The sequence below is a fragment of the Streptomyces sp. NPDC045021 genome, from assembly GCF_056432645.1.
The window spans coordinates 143,830-163,207 of sequence record NZ_JBWKIQ010000014.1 but is presented as its reverse complement, the minus strand read 5'-3'; the positions used below and the strand labels follow the sequence as shown (position 1 = coordinate 163,207).

Below are 19,378 nucleotides of genomic sequence, written 5' to 3'. Positions count from 1 at the left end.
CAAGGGAATCCATGAGCCAGCACCTCACCGACGCGCCCCGCTCCGCCGCCGACAACGCCGCCGACGCCGGGCGCAGAGACTGGTGGCGTGACGCGGTGATCTACCAGGTCTACCCGCGCAGCTTCGCCGACGGCAACGGCGACGGGATGGGCGACCTGCCCGGGATCACGGCCCGCCTGCCCTACCTCCAGTCGCTCGGGGTGGACGCCGTGTGGCTGTCGCCGTTCTACGCCTCCCCGCAGGCCGACGGCGGCTACGACGTGGCGGACTACCGCGCCGTCGACCCGATGTTCGGCACCCTGACCGACGCCGACGACCTGGTGCGGGCCGCCCACGAGCTGAACCTGCGGGTCATCGTGGACGTGGTCCCGAACCACTGCTCCGACCAGCACGAGTGGTTCAAGCAGGCGTTGCGCGAAGGTCCCGGATCGCCGATCCGCGAGCGCTTCCACTTCCGCTCCGGAAAGGGCGACAGCGGCGAACTCCCGCCCAACGACTGGGAGTCCATCTTCGGCGGACCGGCCTGGACGCGGACCGTAAACGATGACGGCACCCCCGGCGACTGGTACCTGCACCTGTTCGCCCCCGAGCAGCCGGACTTCAACTGGGACCACCCGGCCGTGCACGACGAGTTCCGCTCGATCCTGCGGTTCTGGCTGGACCTGGGCATCGACGGCTTCCGGATCGACGTCGCCCACGGCATGGTCAAGGCGGCGGGCCTGCCCGACATCGGCTCCCACGAGCAGCTCAAGCTGCTGGGCACCGCGTCGATGCCGTACTTCGACCAGGACGGCGTGCACGAGATCTACCGCAGCTGGCGCAAGATCCTGGACGAGTATGCGGGCGAGCGGATCGCCGTCGCCGAGGCGTGGACGCCGACCGTCGAGCGCAGTGCCCTGTACCTGCGCCCCGACGAGCTGCACCAGGCGTTCAACTTCGAGTACCTGACGTCCGGTTGGGACGCCGCCGCGCTGCGCCGCGTCATCGACACCTCGCTGACCGCGATGGGTTCGGTCGGCGCGCCCGCCACCTGGGTGCTGTCCAACCACGACGTGGTGCGGCACTCCACCCGCTTCGCCGACGGCGACGAGGCGCTCGGCCTGCGCCGGGCGCGTGCCGCGACCCTGCTGATGCTGGCGTTGCCCGGCTCCGCCTACCTGTACCAGGGCGAGGAGCTGGGCCTGCCGGAGGTCACCGACCTGCCGGACGAGGTGCGTCAGGACCCGGCGTTCTTCCGCAACGCCGGCCAGGACGGCACCCGCGACGGCTGCCGCGTACCGCTGCCGTGGTCGGGCACCCGGGCACCGTACGGCTTCGGGCCGGTCGAGGGCGGCCCGAGCTGGCTGCCGCAGCCCGACGCCTGGGCCGGTCTCAGCGTCGAGGCCCAGCAGGGCGACCCCTCCTCGACGTTGGAGTTCTACCGCGAGGCGCTGGCCGTGCGCCGTGAACACCCCGCCCTGGGCGCGGGTGGCGAGGTGACCTGGCTGGAGGCGCCGGAGGGCGTGCTGGTGTTCCGCCGGGACAGCGCCGACGGCTCGTTCGTCTGCACCGCCAACGTCTCCGGAGCCCCCGTCACCATCCCGGCGCCGGGCCGCGCGCTGCTCTCCGGCGCCGGATTCACGGCGGACGGAGCCAACGCCGTCATCCCCGCGGACACCACGATTTGGTGGGCGATCTGACGTGGCGGCCATCCGTCCCCTAGCATCCGGTGCTGTGACCGCAAGGCTTGCTGACATCGCAACCCAGGCGGGTGTCAGCGAAGCAACGGTCAGCCGCGTCCTCAACGGCAAGCCCGGCGTATCCGCCACCACCCGTGAATCCGTGCTGGCCGCGCTCGATCTGCTCGGCTACGAACGACCGGTCCGGCTGCGGCAGCGCAGCGCGGGTCTGATCGGCCTGATCACCCCGGAGCTGGAGAACCCGATCTTTCCCGCGTTCGCGCAGGTGATCGGTCAGGCACTGACCCGCGACGGGTACACCCCGCTGCTGGCCACCCAGACGCCGGGCGGCTCGACCGAGGACGAGCTGGTCGAGATGCTCGTGGAACGCGGCGTCGCCGGGATCATCTTCGTCTCGGGCCTGCACGCCGATTCGACCGCCGACACCGAGCGGTACGCCAGGCTGCACGGCCAGGGCGTGCCGTTTGTCCTGATCAACGGCTTCTCGGACAAGATCAAGGCGCCGTTCGTCTCTCCGGACGACCGCGGCGCGATGCGGCTGGCCGTCACCCATTTGGCGGCACTCGGACATGAGAAAATCGGACTGGCGGTCGGACCGAAGCGCTTCGTGCCGGTGCTCCGCAAGATCCAGGGCTTCATCAGCAGCATGGCGGACGTGCTGGGCCTGACCGCCGAGCAGTCCGAGGAACTGATCCAGCACTCGCTGTACACGCTGGAGGGCGGCCAGGCGGCCGCGACGGCCCTCATCGCCTCCGGCTGCACCGCGATCGTCTGCGCCTCCGACATGATGGCGCTCGGCGCCATCCGGGCCGCCCGGCAGCAGGGTCTGTCGGTGCCCGGAGACGTCTCCGTCGTGGGTTTCGACGATTCCCCGCTGATCGCCTTCACCGATCCGCCGCTGACCACCATCCGGCAGCCGGTGGCCGCCATGGGGCAGGCGGCGGTGCGGGCGCTGCTGGAGGAGATCGGCGGCACCCCCGCCCCGCACAGCGAGTTCGTTTTCCTCCCCGAGCTGGTCGTTCGCGGTTCAACGGCCGCGGTTCCGAGCGGTCAGACGCCCGCGCTTCTGGTCCAGCAGTCGGCCGGAAGGCAGACATCGAATGCACAGGATCCATCCGGGGTCTGATCGGCAAGGTCCCCCATGTCTGGCAGACTATTCATCCATGGGGGAACCGACCGCGAAGATCCTGGCTGGCCGTACGGCCACCCCGCCGCGCTCCATCGGTTCCACTGATTCCGATGGAGCGCCGAGCGAGGGCCCTGCGGCACCCCGCCATACCCTCGTGTCGAGGCTCCGCACTCCGCGCAGACCGCGTCTGTGGTTCGAGATCGCACTGATCGCGGTCAGTTACTGGGTGTATTCGCTCGTCCGGAACGCCGTGCCCGAGCAGCAGTCGGCGGCGATGCGGCACGCGAACGCGATCTGGAAGCTGGAGAACCAGTTCGGGCTCGCCGTCGAGCACAGCGTCAACCACGCCGTGAACTCGGTGACATGGCTGATCGTCGGCATGAACTACTACTACGCGACGCTGCACTTCGTCATCACCGTCGGCGTCCTCGTGTGGCTCTACCGCAAGCATCCGGGGCGCTACGGCCCGGCCCGCACGGTCCTGTTCATCACCACCGGTTTCGCGTTGGTCGGCTTCTACTTCTACCCGCTCGCGCCACCCCGGCTGATGCACGGCATCACCTTCATCGACACGGTCAAGGCGCACCACACCTGGGGCTCGATGGCCTCCGGCGACCTGGCGCACGTGTCGAACCAGTACGCCGCGATGCCGTCCATGCACATCGGCTGGTCGCTGTGGTGCGGCATCACCATCGCGGTCCTCGCGCGGCCGCTGTGGGCCAAGGTGCTGGGCGTCCTGTACCCGCTGGCGACCCTGGTCGTGATCATCTCGACGGCCAACCACTTCTGGCTCGACGCCATAGGGGGCGCCGTGTGCCTGGCTGCCGGCTTCGCACTGGTCCACGCGCTCTACGGCCGCTTCGTCTACCGCCTGCCGCGGTACCCGGCCACCGCCCGCCGCCGCTGACGGTCACGCACAGCGGCGGTCGTCACGTCTCGTAGCAGTCGTCACGTCTCGTAGCAGTCGTCACGCCTCGTAGCAGTCGCCGCGTCTCATTGCGGACGTCACACCCCGTAGCGGACGTCACGCCTCGTACTCGTAGAAGAGCCGTTCGACGACCGCGCGGGCCCGCCGGGTCGTCCGGCGGTACTCCTCGACCATGTCGCCGACGTGACCCGGCGAGTAGCCGAGGCAGCGGCCCACGGCGGCGAGCTCCCGGCCGTCGCCGGGGAAGGTGTCCCCGGGGCGGCCGCGTACCAGCATCACCGCGTTGCGAACCCTGGAGGCCAGCACCCACGCCTCGTCGAGGACGGCCGCGTCCTCGACGCCGACCAGTCCGGCGGCGCGCAGCGCGGACAGCGCCCGGCGGGTGCGGGTGGTGCGCAGTTCGCTCAGCCGCCCGCCGTGCTGCATCTGCAGGAGCTGGACGGTCCACTCGACGTCGGAGAGGCCGCCGCGGCCGAGCTTGGCATGGGTGGTGGGGTCGGCGCCGCGCGGCATGCGCTCGGACTCCATCCGGGCCTTGAGCCGCCGGATCTCGCGGACCGCGTCCTCTTCGAGCCCGCCCGGGGGGTACCGCAGCGGGTCGATCAGCGCGATGAACCGCTCGCCCAGCCCGTGGTCCCCGGCCATCGGGTCCGCGCGCAGCAGCGCCTGGCTCTCCCAGCCCAGCGACCAGCGCCGGTAGTACGCGGCGTAGGAGCCGAGGGTGCGTACCAGCGGGCCGCTCTTGCCCTCGGGGCGCAGATCCGCGTCCATGATCAGCGGTGGGTCGGCGGTGGGGATCTGCAGCAGTCTGCGCAGCTCGTTGGCGATCTTGAGGGCCTGTCCTGCGGCCCTCGACTCGTCGACCCCCTCGAACGCCTCGTGGACGAACATCACGTCGGCGTCCGAGCCGTAGCCCTGTTCGCGGCCGCCGAAGCGGCCCATGCCGATGACGGCGAAGCGGGTCACCAAGGGCCCCTCCGCCGCGTCGACGGCTTTCATCGCCGCCCGCAGCGCGCCCACGACGGTGGTCGTGTTGATGTCGGTGACGGCGGTGCCCACCGCGTCCACGTCCAGCTCGCCGGTGACATCGGCCGCCGCCGTCCGGAACAGCTCGCGCCGCCGCACGCCACGTACCGCGGTGACCGCCTGCTCGGGGCTGTCGGCGCGGCCGACCGCGGCCAGCACCTCCTGTTCGAGCGCCGCCGCGGTCCGCGGTCGCAGCCCCTCGGGGGCGCCGAGCAGGGCCACCGCCTCGGGGGCCCGCATGAGCAGGTCGGGGGCGAGCCGGCCGGAGGAGAGCACCCGGGCCAGGTGCTCGGCGGCGGCGCCCTCGTCCCGCAGCAGCCGCAGGTACCAGGGGGTCTTGCCGAGCGCGTCGGAGACCTTGCGGAAGCCGAGGAGCCCGGCGTCCGGGTCGGCGGAGTCGCCGAACCAGCCGAGCAGGACGGGCAGCAGCGTGCGCTGGATGGCGGCCTTGCGGCTGACGCCGCTGGCCAGCGCCTCCAGATGCCGGTAGGCGGCGGCCGGATCGGCGTACCCGAGCGCCTGCAGGCGCTGCATGGCAGCGCTGTTGCTGAGCCGGGTCTCGACCGGTTCGAGCTGGGCGACCGCGTCGAGCAGCGGCCGGTAGAAGAGCTTCTCGTGCAGCCGGCGCACCTCGACGGCGTGCCGCTTCCACTCCCGGTTCAGCTCGGCGACGGGGTCGGCACGGAATCCCAGCGACCGGCCCAGCCGGCGCAGCCCCGCCTCGTCCTCCGGCACCAGATGGGTCCGGCGCAGCCGGTAGAGCTGGATCCGGTGCTCCATCAGGCGCAGGAAGCGGTAGGCGGCATCGAGCGAGGCCGCGTCCGCGCGGCCCACGTAGCCGCCCGCCGCGAGCTGGGCGAGCGCGGTGAGCGTGGTGCCGCTGCGCAGTGAAGAATCGGTTCTGCCGTGCACCAACTGGAGCAGCTGGACGGCGAACTCGACGTCGCGCAGCCCGCCGGGGCCGAGCTTCAGCTCCCGCTCGACGTGGGCGGCGGGGATGCCCTCCACGACGCGGCGGCGCATCTGCTGGACGTCGGTGACGAAGTGGTCGCGGTCGGCGGCCTGCCACACCATCGGCGACAGCGCCTCGACGTACGCGAGGCCCAGCTCGCGGTCGCCCGCCATCGGCCGGGCCTTGAGCAGCGCCTGGAACTCCCAGGTCTTGGCCCACCGCTTGTAGTAGGCGACATGGCTGGAAAGCGTGCGTACCAGCGGGCCGTTCTTTCCCTCGGGCCGCAGGTTGGCGTCGACCGGCCAGATGGTGCCCTCGGCCGTGGTGTCGGAGCAGACCCGCATCATCCGGGCGGCCAGCCGCGTCGCGGCCCGCATCGCCTCGACCTCCTCGGCGCCCTCGGCCGGCTCCGCCACGAAGATCACGTCGACATCCGAGACGTAGTTCAGCTCGTGGCCGCCGCACTTGCCCATGCCGATCACCGCGAGCCGGCACAGCGCCGCGTCCTGCGGCGCCTCGGCGGCGGCGATGCCGAGCGCCGCGCGCACGGTCGCGGTGGCCAGGTCGGCCAGCTCCGCGGCCGTCTGCACCAGATCGCTGGTGCCGCACACATCACGGGCGGCGATGGCCAGCATGCAGCGCCGGTAGGCGGCGCGCAGCAGGTCCGGGTCGGTGGCCGAGGCCAGCCCCCGTTCGAACTCGGCAACGCCGGGGTGCAGGTCGGAGGACTCGTACGTCACCAGCGCGTGCCAGTCGCGCGGGTGACGGCCGAGGTGGTCGCCGAGCGCCTCGGAGGCGCCGAGCACGCCGAGCAGCCGGTCGCGCAGCGGCTTGGCGCTGGTCAGGGTGTCCAGCAGCGTCCGCCGCTCGCCCTCGTCCAGCACCTCCACCAGCCGGACCAGGCCCAGCAGCGCCTGATCGGGGTCCGCCGTCGCGCCGAGCGCGTCCAGGAGCACCGGGTCGGTCCGTACCGCGGTCAGCCCCGCGGCCTCCACCAGTACCTCGGCCGCCGCCGGATCGGTGAACCCGTGGCGCAGCAGCCGGGAGAACGTACTGCTCCGGCGCCCCTGCGGCAGCGACATCTCGCCTCCGGTCCGTCATGCCTGCGATCAAGGTCCCAGCTGAGCGTAACCGCCAGGCCGCCGACCCGGAACGGCGTGCGCCGGACGGTTCGCCCGCCGTTCCGCGACGGCGGCGCCGGTCCCGGCGGGGCCGCACCATTCGTTTCCCGGCCATTCACGTCGGCGGATCTTCTCAGTTCCGGCGGCCACTCCTACGCTGACAGCGCTCCGCGCCCCCATACCCCCCTCCACCGGAGGTAAGCCGTGCCCGGCTTGTCGATATCCGTACCGCGTCGTCCCCTCACCGCCCTCGCCGCAGCCCTCGGACTGGCCGGCGCCTCCGTCGGCCTGTGGGCCGGCCTCGGCGGCGCGTCCACCGCGCATGCCGCGGGCGCCGTCCCCACTCCTGACCACGTGATCGTCGTGATGATGGAGAACCACGCGTACAACCAGGTGATCGGCAGCTCCAGCGCCCCCTACATCAACTCGCTGAAGACCGGCGGCGCGAACCTCACCTCCTCGTACGGCGTCACGCACCCGAGCCAGCCGAACTACTACCAGATCTTCTCCGGCAGCAACCAGGGCATCACCGGCGACAGCTGCATCACCCCCGGCTTCAGCTCCGCGCCCAACCTCGGCTCCGAGCTGATCGCGGCGGGCAAGACGTGGGGCAGCTACAACGAGACGCTCCCCAGCCAGGGCTCGACCACCTGCAGCAGCGGCAAGTACGCGCAGAAGCACAACCCCTGGTTCGGCTTCAGCAACGTGCCGACCTCCAGCGCCAAGACGTTCGCGCAGTTCCCGTCGGACTACACGACGCTGCCGCAGGTCTCCTTCGTCGTGCCGAACCTGTGCAGCGACATGCACGACTGCTCCGTCGGCACCGGTGACACCTGGATCAAGAACAATCTGGGCGCTTACGCCACGTGGGCCAAGACCCACAACAGCCTGCTCATCGTCACCTTCGACGAGGACAACCGGCTCGCCGGGAACCGCATCCCCACCGTCCTGTACGGACAGAGCGTCATCCCGGGCAGCACCTCGTCGACCACGTACAACCACTACAACGTGCTGCGCACCATCGAGGACATGTACGGCACCTCGCACGCGGGGAACGCCGCCTCGGCCTCCGACATCACCGGCATCTGGACCAGCTGACCGTGAGTGGAGCCGGCGCCATGACCACCCGGAACCGGCTGCTGATCCTCGTCGCGGCGGTCGCCGTGCTCGCCTGCGTGGCGGGCGCGGCGATCTGGCACGCCTCGGACCGGGCCGCCCGCAGGAACACCGAACAGGCCGGCGGCCCGCCGGTCGTCCAGGGCGCGGTGTCGCTGGCCCCGGCCGGGCCGCGTCTCATGGTCTTCCGCAACATGGCGTGGGGCCCGCACCGTGACGAGCTGGCCACCGTGCCCGCCGCCTCGCCCGGGGCGACCCGTACCGCCTCGGGCGTCCGCTGCCTGCGCTTCCACGCCGCCGCAGGCACCGGGATCTGCCTGCAGTCCGTGCACGGCACCGTCCAGGACACCTACCGCGCCGTCGTCCTCGACGCCCACCTCAAGGAGACCCGCCGCTATCCGCTGACCGGGATCCCGACCCGCGCCCGGGTCTCGCCCAGCGGCCACCTCGCCGCCTGGACGGTCTTCGTCGGCGGCGACTCCTACGCGGGCACGAACTTCTCCACCCGCACCTCGATCCTCGACCTCAGGACCGGCGCGCTCGACGCCAGCCTGGAGGACTACACGATCCTCAAGGACGGCCACCGCTACCGCGCCACCGACGTGAACTTCTGGGGCGTCACCTTCGCCGACGACCGGCACTTCTACGCGACGCTCGCCACCGGCGGCTCCACGTACCTCGTGCACGGTGACATCGCGGCCCGCACCGTGACGACGCTGCGCGCGAACGTCGAATGCCCGTCGCTGTCGCCCGACGGCACCCGCCTGGTCTTCAAGAAGCGCGTCCCGGGCCTGTCCCCCGACGCCCCCTGGCGGCTCTACGCCCTCGACCTCGCCACCATGCGCGAGACCCCGCTGGCCGAGACCCGCAGCGTCGACGACCAGGCCGTCTGGACGGACGACCGCACCGTCGCGTACTCGCTGCCGGGCGACTTCGGCGCGGACCTCTACACGGTCCCCGCCGACGGCACCGGCACCCCCCGCACCCTGACGCCGGCGGCCCTCGCGCCCGCCTACATCGGCTGAACGCGGGAACGCCGACGGCCCGCGTCAGTCGTCCGGAAGGTCGTCCCGGGGATCGTCCGGAAGGCAGTGGACGGTGATCCGCTGGACGAGGTTGTTGCCGAAGCCGCCGCGGTTCCACGGCTGGGCGAGGGGCTGGGTGTTGCCCTCCGCGTCGGTGGCCCGGGCGCTGAGCACATGGCTGCCGGGCGCGGCCGTCCAGGACGCCCGCCACCCCCGCCAGGCCCAGCCCGATCCGTCCGGCGGGGCGAGCTCGGCCTCGGCCCAGGTGCGCCCGCCGTCCGTACTCACCTCGGCCTTCGTGACCGGGGCCATCCCGGACCAGGCCCGGCCCTCCAGCAGCACCGTGCCGGGGCGTACGACGCGGACCCTGGACATGAAGTCCGGGAACCCCGGCGGAATCATCAACGCCCGCGGGGCGATCCGGGTGACCGGTTCGCCCGGATCGTCGGCCTGCTGCCGGTAGCGGTACGCCACCGCCTGCTGGAATCCGGTGAACGGGGTGTCGGTCAGCGTGATCTCACGAAGCCACTTCACGTGCGCCATCCCGTACCAGCCGGGAACCACCAGCCGCAGCGGATGGCCGTGCTGCGGCGGCAGCGGCCCGCCGTTCATGCCGTACGCCACCAGCACGTCCGGATCGGCGCCGGCAGCCACCGCCAGCGGCAGACTCCGCCGGTACTCCTGCTCGACACCGCGCTCCACGCCGTGGTCGGCTCCGCCGAAAACCGCCTCGACGGCGTCCGGTTCCACCCCGGCCTCGGCGAGCAGCACCCGCAGCGGCACCCCGGTCCACTCGGCCGTTCCGACCGCCTCGACCAGCCAGGGCTGGCTCACCGGCCGCGGGGTGAGCCGGGCCCGGCCGTTGCCCGCGCACTCCATCGTCACGCGGTGGGTGACGGCGGGGAAGGACCGCAGGGTCTCCAGGTCCAGCGCCAGCGGCGTCCGGACCCTGCCTCCCACGGTGAGCCGCCAGTCGTCCTCCCGGGCGGCGGGAATGTCGTAATGGATCAGTACGTAGTGCAGTCCCGGCGGGGTCACGTCGTAGCGCAGTGCCTCCAGCGGGAGGCCGTGGTTGCGGGCGGCGAGGGCGAGTTCCTCCTGGCTGATGCCCTCGGTGGGTTCCGCGAGGCGTCCGGCCGGGCTGATGTCGCCGATGCGTCCGTCCATGACCCCATGGTGCTCTTCCTGCCGGAGCCGGGCATCCGGCGGACATGCGATCCTTCCCGACCGGCGGGATCCTGGATGTATCGGCTGTGGGGGCCGCGATGCCCCACGGCTGACGGACGGTTCATGGGCGTCGGCGCACAACCGCTCACCGGCGACCCGGCCGGTGAACGGCCGGGTGGGGAGGCGGTCCGATTCTCGCCGAGGAGATGGCCATGGACGGCAGCACTCTTGAAGCGATGCGGACCGCGTTGCGCGGTCCGGTCATCGGCCCACAGGATCTGGAATACCCGCAGGCCCGCAAGGTCTACAACGCCATGATCGACAAGAGCCCGGCTGCCATCGTGCAGTGCTCCGACGCGGCCGATGTGATGGCCGCGGTCGACTTCATCCGCGACCAGGGCCTGGACCTCGCGGTCCGGGGCGGCGGGCACAGCGGCCCCGGCCTCGGTCTCGTCGACAACGGCGTCACCGTCGACCTGTCGCCCATGCGCTGGGTGCGCGTCGACCCCGCGGCCAAGACCGCCCGGGTGGGCGGCGGAAGCCAGCTCGGCGACCTCGACCACGCCACCCACGCGTTCGAGCTGGCCGTGCCCGCCGGCATCATGTCGACGACCGGCGTCGGAGGGCTCACCCTGGGCGGCGGACACGGCCACCTCACCCGCAAGTACGGTCTGACGATGGACAGCCTGGTGGCCGCCGATGTGGTGCTCGCAGACGGCAGCTTCGTCACCGCGAGCGAGAACGAGCACCCGGACCTGTTCTGGGCGCTGCGCGGCGGCGGCGGGAACTTCGGCGTCGTCACCTCGTTCCGCTTCCGGCTGCATCCGGTGCACACCGTGGGTCTCGCGATCAGCCTCTGGCCGGTCGACCACGTCCACGAGGTGCTGCGCTGGTACCGCGACTTCCTGCCGCAGGCGCCCGAGGACCTGAACGGCTTCTTCGCCTCACTCACCGTCCCGCCCGGTCCCCCGTTCCCCGAGGAGATCCACGGCCACAAGATGTGCGGCGTGGTGTGGTGCTGGACGGGAGACCCGGACAGCATGGAGCAGGCCCTGGCCCCGGTGAACGACGCGGGCCCGCCGGCCTTCCACTTCTCGACCCCGATGCCCTACCCCATGATGCAGAGCATGTTCGACGAGCTGCTCCCGAAGGGCCTGCAGTGGTACTGGCGCGGGGACTTCTTCGACCGGATCACGGACGACGCCATCGACGTGCACGCCAAGTACGCCGAGAACCTCCCCACCGATCTGTCGACCATGCACCTCTACCCGGTCGACGGAGCCGCGCACCAGCTCGCCCCGGGCGACACCGCGTGGGCCTACCGGGACGCCACGTGGTCCGGCGTCATCGCCGGCATCGACCCCGACCCGGCCAACGCCGGGGCCGTCAAGGAGTGGGCCGTCAACTACTGGGACGACCTGCACCCGCACTCGATGGGAGGCGGCTACGTCAACTTCCTCGGCGAGGGCGAGAGCCAGGACCGGGTCAGGGCCACCTACGGCGACCACTACGACCGGCTCGCGGCAGTCAAACGGACCTACGACCCGCACAACCTCTTCCACGTCAACCAGAACATCGAGCCGGCCGCGTAGCCACCACGAGCCGCGAAACGGCAACGGGCCGACGGCATGATGCCGCCGGCCCGTTGCCGTCGCTGCGAGGAGTCCCTCGTCGACCTGCGCCTACAGGTTCGGGAGGTTCTTGCGGAGCTCGAAGGCCGTCACCTCGGAGCGGTACTCCTCCCACTCCTGCTTCTTGTTGCGCAGGAACTGACACCCCGCCCTACATGGCGCGGGAGAAAGCTACGGAATCCGCGGTGAGCGGCCTGAAAGCCGTTGTCAATGGTTGTTGTTTGTGGTCCTTGGTTGACCTCGGACGGCCCCCAGACGGCCCCGCAGTGACCCTGTCTCACATTGAGCCCCCGGGCGGAAAATCCTGTCGGAGGGCGGTTTCCAGGGATGGGTGTTCTGTCCAAGTTCTCGCGGATACTGCACGAATCTTGAAATTCCCCTGCAGTCAGATCATGCATGGCCAGGGGACGACCCTCTACCGGTGCTGGCTGTGGCCGCGGCCCCTTCGACGCCACATCAACTATGTGCGCAGAGTTACGCCATGGAGGGTAATGTAGAAACCGCCACTCCCGGTGCACGTTACCCCGCCATCCGCCGGCACATATGACTATTGATCACTTCGAATGAGGTGTTCTCTTTGAGCGATAGCCGATACCGCGACTACGACCTCTCCGAGTTGCTTGACATTAGAAGGGATCTCGAAGGGCAGGAGCGGAGTAAAATGAGGCAGGCCGGGAAGCGCGTTAACGACGCGGAGCTGAATCATGCGATCTATGCGCTTAGCCGGGCGATTGAAGAGATCGATGATGAACTGGGCGCTCGACGCGAAGCTCGGCGGCTCGATCGGGAGGGGCGGGAACGACAGAGTCGGGAGGCTGAGGAAACCTCTACATCCTCGACATCTCCCGCAACAACCCAACTCTGGCTTCCGCAAAAGAGCGGCGGGTATGCCCAAATCGACCCAAGCCAGGTTGAGGATCCCTGAACAGGAGGCCGCCACCGATCATGTTCTCGGAGCCCCAACTGAGATGCTCCACGTGGACCTTGATGAGGTGACGGTGGGCTGGCCGAGCGAGGGCTGTCCGGTTCCATGACGTGGCCACCCCAAAGCCAGCAGGTTTAATGGAACACCGCCCACGTGCAGCCTCCTGCACCTACGCTCACGCCATGGGCGAGGACGAAGCCACCACTCCGGAGGGACCGCGCGAGGAGAGCCGGTCTAGGCCGCTTTCGTCATGGGAGCGATTTAGCGCCGCCCTGGTCGGTGTTGCGATGATCGGCGGAGGCGGAACGGCAGTGTTCTTCCGCGAGGTCGAGTCCGGCCCTACAGCGCTTATCGCCATTGGCGCCGTGTTGGTCGTGATGTCCATAACTGGATCACCGATCACTCGGGCTAAATTCGGTGACAATGAGGTCAACCTAGAGGCAAGACGGCATGAGGCCGTAATCGCCATTGAAGCGGCTCCGCCCGAAGAGGCTCGATCTGCACTAGAGGTAATGTCCGCCTACGACCCCGCCGCGCGTCGAGACCCGAGTGTGATCGCAGCAACTCACAGAGCTTTTGTGTCGCAGCTCAAAAGCGAGGTGGAGAATTTTTATGGGGAGGATCAGGTGCGCCCCCAAAATACTAGATCTCTATCTTCGCCCCATTTTGTTCTTCTTCGCGGAGATGTAACCGTAGCTTTCTATTGCATCTATTCTCAAGAGGTCGTGGGTGAAGACAATCGACTACGGCGCTATGGGGAGAACTTCTTGCATTCCGAATATTCCTACGCGATTTTCGCCATTGGTCGATTTGAGCCGCGAGAAATTCTTATAGAACGACTTCGAGAGCGAGCTGAGGCGGGAGGAAAGAAATTTAGCTACTGTCGATGGCAAATAAATGGAATGCAAGGGGTTGCGAATTCCCTGTCTGAAGTACTTATGTAAGCAGCGTGTCCGCAAGCGCCGCCAGATCATCGAGGGTGCCCGTGTCGACACACCGGCACCCTAACGAGCCGCATGATCGGCCGGGCGGCTCCTAGAAGTCGCACACGATCCCGAGGGCCGGGGTGAGGCAGGGCCATCAGGCATCACTGTGGGTGGACGAGCCGATCGCGTTGAGCAGCAAGGATTTGATCACCTAGCTAGTCAAGCCAGGAAGATGCGCGTTCACGGCACGCGCTTGGGCTGCCATATCCGAAAGTTCGATAACCGAGACACCCGCTTCGCGCAGCGTCTCCACGCCGATACAATCGCCGACAAAAAGAGGCGGCTCCCTCCACGCGATGACGACCCTGCGAATCCCGGACGCGATAACCAGTTCCGTGCAGGTGCGAGGGCGCGACTTCCGTTGGCTGCAAGGCTCCAAGGTGCTGTACAGCGTGGCGCCCGCGAGCCGGGCGTCATCGGACGGGAGCTTTGCCAACGCTGACTCCTCGGCGTGTACGTGCGGGTCGGTCTCCCGTGAGTACCCTCGCGCCATTTCCTCGCCGTGTTCGTCGACGATGAAGGCCCCCACGGAATAGGCGCCCTCTGCCGGCGGACAAAGGCGGGACAGTTCGATTGCCGCGGTCATCCAGTGTCGATCGTCGGTCGTTGTCACGCGTTGCTCTCCTGCTTGGGAAGGTAACGGAGCAGCACTACGTCACCGATGGTTCGGGCCTCCGCCAGATGCATCCGGTGAGTGGACCCGCCCGGATAATTGGCAGCCTGAAGGAACCGGGGTGCCTGCGGGTCACCGACTACGAGGGGCGCAATGGCGAGGTGAATTTCGTCAGCGAGACCCTGGGAGAGGAACGCGGTGTGGATCTGTCCGCCGCCTTCCACCATCAGCCGCTCGACTCCCCGGGCTCCTAGGTCGTCGAGAAGCCTGCCGAAGTCGATGTCAGCGCCGGTAGACACGACGTCGGCCAGGCCTGCCAAGCGCTCGCGCAGCTTCTCCGCTCCTGTGTCTGTCGTGTAGGCCAGTTTCTCGCCGCCGTGGTGCCAGAACTTCAGGTCGGCTTCGAGGTTGCCGCTCGCCGACACAGTGACTTTCAGCGGGTACTCAGGCTTGCCGGCGGACACCCGGGCGGCACGCCGTTCCGCGCTGTTGACCAGCAAGCGTGGATTGTCGGCGCGCATCGTGCCGGCGCCAATGAGGATGGCATCCGACTCCGCGCGCACCTGGTCCACCCGGTCGAAGTCGGCGCTGTTGCTGAGGAGCAATCGCTCGGCGCTGGAGTCGTCCAGGTAGCCGTCAACTGAGGTGGCGGCGCTCAGGAGCACATACGGGCGGGGCATAGCGGGTCTCCTAGAGGGTTCGTTGCGGGCGCTTGGACGCCGAGATCATGTCTGGTGGATCAGAGCGTCGTCCATCGCGCTCTTGAAGTCTGCAACGGCGGGTACCGCCCGCCACTTGTCGAGATCGCCATCGAGCCGGGCCAGCTCCTGAGTGATTCGCGCGGACCCGGTCTCGATCCCGATACTCAGGGCCTGAGCGCCTACCGCGGCCGCTTGCTCCGCTTCTCCAGCCCCCGCATGAGCTGCAGCCTCTCGGGCCAGATAGACCCCGCGGTCACGGTGGTACCCGGGGGGAAGCCTGACGATCGCGCTGCGGAACCCCTCTGCCGCGGCGCGATGGTCCCCGAGAATGGCGAGACTGTGGGCACGCTGAACCTCTATGTAGGGAGCGTCCAGCCACACCCCCCAGGGGGAAGCTGGGTCACTGTCCATGCTCCCCAACAGATCACGCGCATGGTCGTACGCCTGTTGGCAAGCTGCTGCGTCGTTGCGCAAGGCGTGCCCGTGAGCGGCATAGGTCGCGGCCACGGCAGCGAGCCGGCTACGAGGGGCGGCCAGGTCCTCGGCAGCCTCGGCCACGTCGACGGCTTCGATGGGGTCCCGCATGTCGCCTGCGAGCTGGCCGCGCCGGGCCAGCACATAGACCGTCAATTCCGGGTCGCCGGACATATGCGACGCCTCCAGCGCCTCATGCATCCAGTGTTGAGCGGCGCGGAAGTCCCCGACGTCCTGGTAGAGCCATCCGCAGAGTTCCGAGTATTGGGTCTGCAATTGGATGAGCTGGCGACGGTCGATACCTCGCCTATCGGCCCTCAGAGACTTGATGGCGGCAATTTGCTGCTGCACCAACGGAATCACACGGTGTGGGCCGAACAGGTTGTCGTTGTCGATGAGCACCCGCCGGGTCTCCCGAAGGTGCTCGATCGGGTCCGCGCCAGACAACAGGAGGTTGGGCTGCCGGGGAACGCTTGCGGCTGCCGGAAGGTCAGACGTGGCAGCAAGCGCGGCTCCCGCTCCAAGTGCCCCGATCATGGCGCGGCGAGACAGTGACACGAAGATGATCCTTCCGTCGTCGGTACGAACGGGGACGGAAATCCCCTCCTCCGACGGTGCCTCTAAGGCCGCTCGCGCGGCCAGGGCCACAGGCTCTTTGGCCACATGGGTCCCCGGATTAGCCACATGGCCACGAAGCAGCGCGTCCAGGCTGGCGCCCTCAAGAATCGAGCGCTGGAGCCGGTTCAGCGAGTCGCCGGCCTGGAGCTCCCGGTCGTACGCCTTCACCAGCTCGACAGACGCACCCTGGCCGCCGCGCTCCACACGGGCCATGTAGCTGGTGTTGAACCGGATGAGCTTGCTCAGTTTCCCCAGGGACAGACCGCGCTGATTCCGCCACGAACGCATCTCCGCACCGAGGTAGTGCAGAGGGCTGGCGTGCGGTGTCAGATCGTTCGGACGCTGTCCCACGCGGTCCTCCCCATGAGGCTTATGTGACCGCCCGCGGGTGGCCACATTGAGCATCTGTCGGTCAGTCAGGCAGCCCGGTTACAAAGGTTGCAGAGGCAGTTTCCAGCCTATCGACGCAGACCAACAGACCGCACGTACTGAGTGCAGAGGAGGCGATATGAACACAGCCGGGATTCAACGGACGGGCTCAGACGGCGGGTCCAGCCGGATTGACGGAACCGCCGCCTTCCAGGGCTTCCACCCGGCTACGCAGTTCGGAGAGCTGGGACGTGACGTGCGTCAGCTCAGCCTGAAGCTCGCGGATGCTCGAAGCCGCTTGCTGCGCAGTGGGCTCCCCCGCCGCCGGATCGACGACGTAGGTGCCGCTCCCTTGCCGGCCCTCAACCAGCCCTTCTTCCGCGAGCCGTCCGTACGCGTTCTGCACAGTCATGAGCGCTACACCGAGCTTTCCGGCGTAGCCCTTGGCACCCGGCAACCGCGCACCGGGGCCGTACACCCCGTCAGCGATGTCGTTGCGGAACGAGGCAGCGATCTCCTTGGCGTTGGGCTTCTTCTCAGGCTTCGCATCCATCCCTAGAGCGTACCTGACCTAGGTCATTTGCCCATTCGGGGCGAGAGGCCTTGACACACAGAAACCAACCTAGGTAGCTTGACGTTCAAGCAAGTGACCTATGTTACCTACATAGGTCGTCTGTACTGGCGCACCCGCAGGACCGCAACGCCCAGAGGCCTCCCGTGAAACGGGGTCGAAGGAAGCGTCTGACCTTTGAGAACTCAACAGTGAGCTTGATTGGCGGGGTTCGATTCCCCGCCTCCGTGGCGACCGGGTGATGTCGTCTTGGCGGCCACTTTCCTGCGTGCTGGCTCTGGAGAACACCCCTTGCGGGGTGCCACCCGGCACGCGCCGCCCTGCTGGCGTCAGAGCAGCAACGATGACGCAGATCACCAGTTCAGCCCCGGTATCCAGCCGTGAGGGCGCGGGATCGAATCCCGCCCGGGGCGCTCCACTCACCCAATTACGGCGTGCGGCCCCGGTGCTGGAACACCGGGGCCGCTGTTCGGGCCGTTCTTCTGGAAGGAACCACGACCCATGAGGTACATCGGCACTGCTCAGGCGGCTGTTACCGCCGCTGACTTCGACCGTGAGCCGTCGGCTGCTGACCTTGCGGCCATCGACGTAGAGATGCCGGCGATTCTGGCGGACATCGAGTTGCTCGATGCGCAGATTGCCGTGCTGGATCGGGCGCCGTCGCCGTTCGATGAGCGGCGGATCCGCCGGGCCCGCCGGCGGGTGCTAGTCGCCCGCCGGGAGCTGGAGAACCAGGGCCTGGCCGGTTCGACGGAGGTGGCCTGATGGAACCCACACCCCGCTCGGCAATGTTGTCCAACAACGGCGGCCACTGGCACCTGTACGTGCCGCTCGCAGGTACGACGGTCGATCTGTGGCCGGAGCATTACTGGAAGCGCGCGGCACCGGCACCGACGCTCACCGAGCGTCAGCAGGTTCTGGCCGCTCTGGGATACGGGGCGCTGCCGGACGCTGAGTGGAAGTGGAGCGAGTACAGCCTCTCCGACGACGACCCCACATCGCCGGTCGTACTGAACGCCACTCTCCGCATCCAGCAGACGATGGATGGCGAACGGTGATGCTGAACGCCCTGCCCTCCGCACAGGTCGACTCCCTGAACCGCCTTCAGGCCGGGCTGACCAAGGTGCTGGTCACGGTCGCCGTGGTGGCGTTGACCTTCACCGCGACGAACGTGACCTTGTTCGCGATCCAGCACCACGTGTCCGTGTGGATCGCTTGGTTGCTGGATCCGATGGTGGCCGTCGCATTGGGCGCGGTCCTGATCGTGGATGGGCGGCTGTCGGAGTACGGGGTGCACCCCTCGGGGTGGGCATCCGCGCTGCGGTGGTTCGCCGGCCTGGGCACCTGGGTCATGAACTGCTGGGCCTCGCTGTGGCCCGCCGGCACCGCGTTCGGCGTCCCGCGGCAACTCGACCCGGCGGGGCTGGTGCTGCACTCCATTCCCCCGGTTCTCCTGATCGTTCTCGCCGAAGCAATCACGCATTACCGGCGCGCGATCCTCGCCAAAATCAGCACCCTGACCGCCGAGGTGGACCGAGTGGACAGCCCACCCGTCCACCCCGTGTCCACCACCCTTTCCACCCCGCCCGCCGCCCTTCCAGTCGCTGAGCCGGTCCTGGTAGTGGCTCCCGCATCGCTGCTGGTCATCTGTGGTGCACAGCAGGTGCATGCGCTCACCGTCCCCCCGGCATCCACCTCGGTGGAGGAAGAGGTGAAGCTGTCGGCCGAGGACGCGCTGGATGTGATCCGGGCGTGCTGGGAGGACGGCATCCCCCTCGCCCCGGCGGCCGTGATGTCCACCCGTTCCACCTCCTACGTCCACAAGGTCTACAAGCGCCTGGAAGCCGACGGCATCACCCGCCACCCGCACGCAGAAGCCGACGCAATCCCCCAGCGCCCGCACCTGGTCTCCGTCCCCAACGAGCTTTCGGACGATGGCCCGGACGTCGCGCTATGACCGCCTCGTTCGGCGCGTGCTACGACCCGACCGGCGCGGTGCACGGCATACCCACCTACCCCTGGCGGCTCGCGCCGGAGGGGATGGCGACCCGCCGACAGTTACGGGCCCAAGGCCTGCGCCCCGGTGGGCAGCCGGTGCGGGCGCAGATCATGCGACCGCGCTACCGGCGCAGTCCTCTGGTCGGGTTCCTGTACGCGGTCGCGGACGCCAAGCCCGTCCGGCCCATGACCCCCGGCAAACGCATGGCGCTGGCCAAAGCGATGGCCGCCCGGCGCACCTGCCCGATCTGCCGCACCGATGCCGGGTACTGCATCCCGGCCTCGCTCGGCATGTGCGTGCCCTGCGCGTACCCCGACGAACAGCGCACCGCTTGAACTGCACCTTCCC

The 19,378-nt window shown here is 68.8% G+C and carries 17 protein-coding genes and 1 pseudogene; 11 read left to right on the top strand and 7 right to left on the bottom strand.

Annotated elements, in window-relative coordinates:
• The first annotated feature begins 11 nt into the window (after nt 1–11).
• Genes AC07DC_RS33945 through AC07DC_RS33935 form a run of 3 tightly spaced genes read left to right on the top strand, consistent with a single transcriptional unit; the run spans nt 12 to nt 3,715 of the window.
• Nucleotides 12–1,679: a glycoside hydrolase family 13 protein gene (locus AC07DC_RS33945; protein ID WP_478918337.1), complete on the top strand. Its 1,668-nt coding sequence runs from the start codon at nt 12–14 to the stop codon at nt 1,677–1,679.
• Between the two features lie 34 nt (nt 1,680–1,713).
• Nucleotides 1,714–2,805 (top strand): LacI family DNA-binding transcriptional regulator, encoded by a 1,092-nt coding sequence (locus AC07DC_RS33940; RefSeq protein ID WP_478918336.1) that lies wholly within the window; start codon nt 1,714–1,716, stop codon nt 2,803–2,805.
• 37 nt (nt 2,806–2,842) lie between these two features.
• Entirely contained in the window at nt 2,843–3,715 is an 873-nt protein-coding gene (locus tag AC07DC_RS33935; RefSeq protein ID WP_478918335.1) for a phosphatase PAP2 family protein, read from the top strand.
• A 117-nt stretch (nt 3,716–3,832) separates the two neighbouring features.
• Here the strand turns inward: AC07DC_RS33935 and AC07DC_RS33930 are convergent, their stop codons facing one another.
• Entirely contained in the window at nt 3,833–6,796 is a 2,964-nt protein-coding gene (locus AC07DC_RS33930; RefSeq protein ID WP_478918334.1) for a bifunctional [glutamine synthetase] adenylyltransferase/[glutamine synthetase]-adenylyl-L-tyrosine phosphorylase, read from the bottom strand.
• Between the two features lie 252 nt (nt 6,797–7,048).
• On the opposite strand from AC07DC_RS33930, the gene AC07DC_RS33925 reads away from it, so the two are divergent.
• Nucleotides 7,049–7,933: an alkaline phosphatase family protein gene (locus tag AC07DC_RS33925; RefSeq protein ID WP_478918386.1), complete on the top strand. Its 885-nt coding sequence runs from the start codon at nt 7,049–7,051 to the stop codon at nt 7,931–7,933.
• Between the two features lie 20 nt (nt 7,934–7,953).
• Nucleotides 7,954–8,976 carry a TolB family protein gene (locus AC07DC_RS33920; protein ID WP_478918333.1) on the top strand — a complete coding sequence of 341 codons (1,023 nt, stop codon included), beginning with the start codon at nt 7,954–7,956 and terminating at the stop codon, nt 8,974–8,976.
• 24 nt (nt 8,977–9,000) lie between these two features.
• Here AC07DC_RS33920 and AC07DC_RS33915 read toward each other — a convergent pair whose 3' ends face one another.
• On the bottom strand, nt 9,001–10,143 hold the full coding sequence (locus AC07DC_RS33915) for a sulfite oxidase (protein ID WP_478918332.1): 1,143 nt from the start codon (nt 10,141–10,143) through the stop codon (nt 9,001–9,003).
• Nucleotides 10,144–10,355: 212 nt separating this feature from the next.
• Between AC07DC_RS33915 and AC07DC_RS33910 the strand changes: the two genes are divergently transcribed.
• A complete protein-coding gene (locus tag AC07DC_RS33910) occupies nt 10,356–11,735 on the top strand; it encodes an FAD-binding oxidoreductase (RefSeq protein ID WP_478918331.1) in 1,380 nt (459 codons plus the stop codon).
• A gap of 90 nt (nt 11,736–11,825) precedes the next feature.
• Here AC07DC_RS33910 and AC07DC_RS33905 read toward each other — a convergent pair.
• Nucleotides 11,826–11,912, bottom strand: a pseudogene (locus AC07DC_RS33905) (glutamine synthetase); the annotation flags it as partial.
• A gap of 969 nt (nt 11,913–12,881) precedes the next feature.
• On the opposite strand from AC07DC_RS33905, the gene AC07DC_RS33900 reads away from it, so the two are divergent.
• Nucleotides 12,882–13,643: a hypothetical protein gene (locus tag AC07DC_RS33900; protein ID WP_478918330.1), complete on the top strand. Its 762-nt coding sequence runs from the start codon at nt 12,882–12,884 to the stop codon at nt 13,641–13,643.
• 193 nt (nt 13,644–13,836) lie between these two features.
• Here AC07DC_RS33900 and AC07DC_RS33895 read toward each other — a convergent pair whose 3' ends face one another.
• The 4 genes from AC07DC_RS33895 to AC07DC_RS33880 form a co-directional block, all read right to left on the bottom strand.
• Nucleotides 13,837–14,298 (bottom strand): cytidine/deoxycytidylate deaminase family protein, encoded by a 462-nt coding sequence (locus AC07DC_RS33895; RefSeq protein WP_478918329.1) that lies wholly within the window; start codon nt 14,296–14,298, stop codon nt 13,837–13,839.
• Nucleotides 14,295–14,978: a RibD family protein gene (locus AC07DC_RS33890; RefSeq protein ID WP_478918328.1), complete on the bottom strand. Its 684-nt coding sequence runs from the start codon at nt 14,976–14,978 to the stop codon at nt 14,295–14,297. The genes AC07DC_RS33895 and AC07DC_RS33890 overlap by 4 nt, the downstream gene beginning before the upstream one ends.
• A 45-nt stretch (nt 14,979–15,023) precedes the next feature.
• Entirely contained in the window at nt 15,024–16,442 is a 1,419-nt protein-coding gene (locus AC07DC_RS33885) for a helix-turn-helix domain-containing protein (RefSeq protein ID WP_478918327.1), read from the bottom strand.
• A gap of 187 nt (nt 16,443–16,629) precedes the next feature.
• A complete protein-coding gene (locus tag AC07DC_RS33880; protein ID WP_399656778.1) occupies nt 16,630–17,013 on the bottom strand; it encodes a GntR family transcriptional regulator in 384 nt (127 codons plus the stop codon).
• A 519-nt stretch (nt 17,014–17,532) separates the two neighbouring features.
• Here AC07DC_RS33880 and AC07DC_RS33875 point away from each other — a divergent pair.
• From AC07DC_RS33875 to AC07DC_RS33860, 4 genes are read left to right on the top strand one after another with little or no spacing between them, the layout of a single operon-like run.
• Nucleotides 17,533–17,796, top strand: a complete 264-nt coding sequence (locus AC07DC_RS33875) for a DUF6284 family protein (RefSeq protein WP_478918326.1) — start codon at nt 17,533–17,535, stop codon at nt 17,794–17,796.
• Nucleotides 17,796–18,089 (top strand): DUF6303 family protein, encoded by a 294-nt coding sequence (locus AC07DC_RS33870; RefSeq protein ID WP_478918325.1) that lies wholly within the window; start codon nt 17,796–17,798, stop codon nt 18,087–18,089. The genes AC07DC_RS33875 and AC07DC_RS33870 overlap by 1 nt, the downstream gene beginning before the upstream one ends.
• Nucleotides 18,089–18,988 carry a hypothetical protein gene (locus AC07DC_RS33865; protein WP_478918324.1) on the top strand — a complete coding sequence of 300 codons (900 nt, stop codon included), beginning with the start codon at nt 18,089–18,091 and terminating at the stop codon, nt 18,986–18,988. Before AC07DC_RS33870 ends, AC07DC_RS33865 begins: the two co-directional genes overlap by 1 nt.
• Nucleotides 18,985–19,365, top strand: coding sequence for an RRQRL motif-containing zinc-binding protein (locus tag AC07DC_RS33860; RefSeq protein ID WP_478918323.1), 381 nt, complete (start codon nt 18,985–18,987; stop codon nt 19,363–19,365). The genes AC07DC_RS33865 and AC07DC_RS33860 overlap by 4 nt, the downstream gene beginning before the upstream one ends.
• Nucleotides 19,366–19,378: the final 13 nt, after the last annotated feature.

What these genes read in the sequence shown, in the direction of transcription:
- AC07DC_RS33945 (WP_478918337.1), top strand. Translation starts at nt 12, where the DNA reads ATGAGCCAGCACCTCACCGACGCGCCCCGCTCCGCCGCCGACAACGCC.
- AC07DC_RS33935 (WP_478918335.1), top strand. Translation starts at nt 2,843, where the DNA reads ATGGGGGAACCGACCGCGAAGATCCTGGCTGGCCGTACGGCCACCCCG.
- AC07DC_RS33930 (WP_478918334.1), bottom strand. Translation starts at nt 6,796, where the DNA reads ATGTCGCTGCCGCAGGGGCGCCGGAGCAGTACGTTCTCCCGGCTGCTG.
- AC07DC_RS33920 (WP_478918333.1), top strand. Translation starts at nt 7,954, where the DNA reads ATGACCACCCGGAACCGGCTGCTGATCCTCGTCGCGGCGGTCGCCGTG.
- AC07DC_RS33915 (WP_478918332.1), bottom strand. Translation starts at nt 10,143, where the DNA reads ATGGACGGACGCATCGGCGACATCAGCCCGGCCGGACGCCTCGCGGAA.
- AC07DC_RS33910 (WP_478918331.1), top strand. Translation starts at nt 10,356, where the DNA reads ATGGACGGCAGCACTCTTGAAGCGATGCGGACCGCGTTGCGCGGTCCG.
- AC07DC_RS33900 (WP_478918330.1), top strand. Translation starts at nt 12,882, where the DNA reads ATGGGCGAGGACGAAGCCACCACTCCGGAGGGACCGCGCGAGGAGAGC.
- AC07DC_RS33890 (WP_478918328.1), bottom strand. Translation starts at nt 14,978, where the DNA reads ATGCCCCGCCCGTATGTGCTCCTGAGCGCCGCCACCTCAGTTGACGGC.
- AC07DC_RS33880 (WP_399656778.1), bottom strand. Translation starts at nt 17,013, where the DNA reads ATGGATGCGAAGCCTGAGAAGAAGCCCAACGCCAAGGAGATCGCTGCC.
- AC07DC_RS33875 (WP_478918326.1), top strand. Translation starts at nt 17,533, where the DNA reads ATGAGGTACATCGGCACTGCTCAGGCGGCTGTTACCGCCGCTGACTTC.
- AC07DC_RS33870 (WP_478918325.1), top strand. Translation starts at nt 17,796, where the DNA reads ATGGAACCCACACCCCGCTCGGCAATGTTGTCCAACAACGGCGGCCAC.
- AC07DC_RS33865 (WP_478918324.1), top strand. Translation starts at nt 18,089, where the DNA reads ATGCTGAACGCCCTGCCCTCCGCACAGGTCGACTCCCTGAACCGCCTT.
- AC07DC_RS33860 (WP_478918323.1), top strand. Translation starts at nt 18,985, where the DNA reads ATGACCGCCTCGTTCGGCGCGTGCTACGACCCGACCGGCGCGGTGCAC.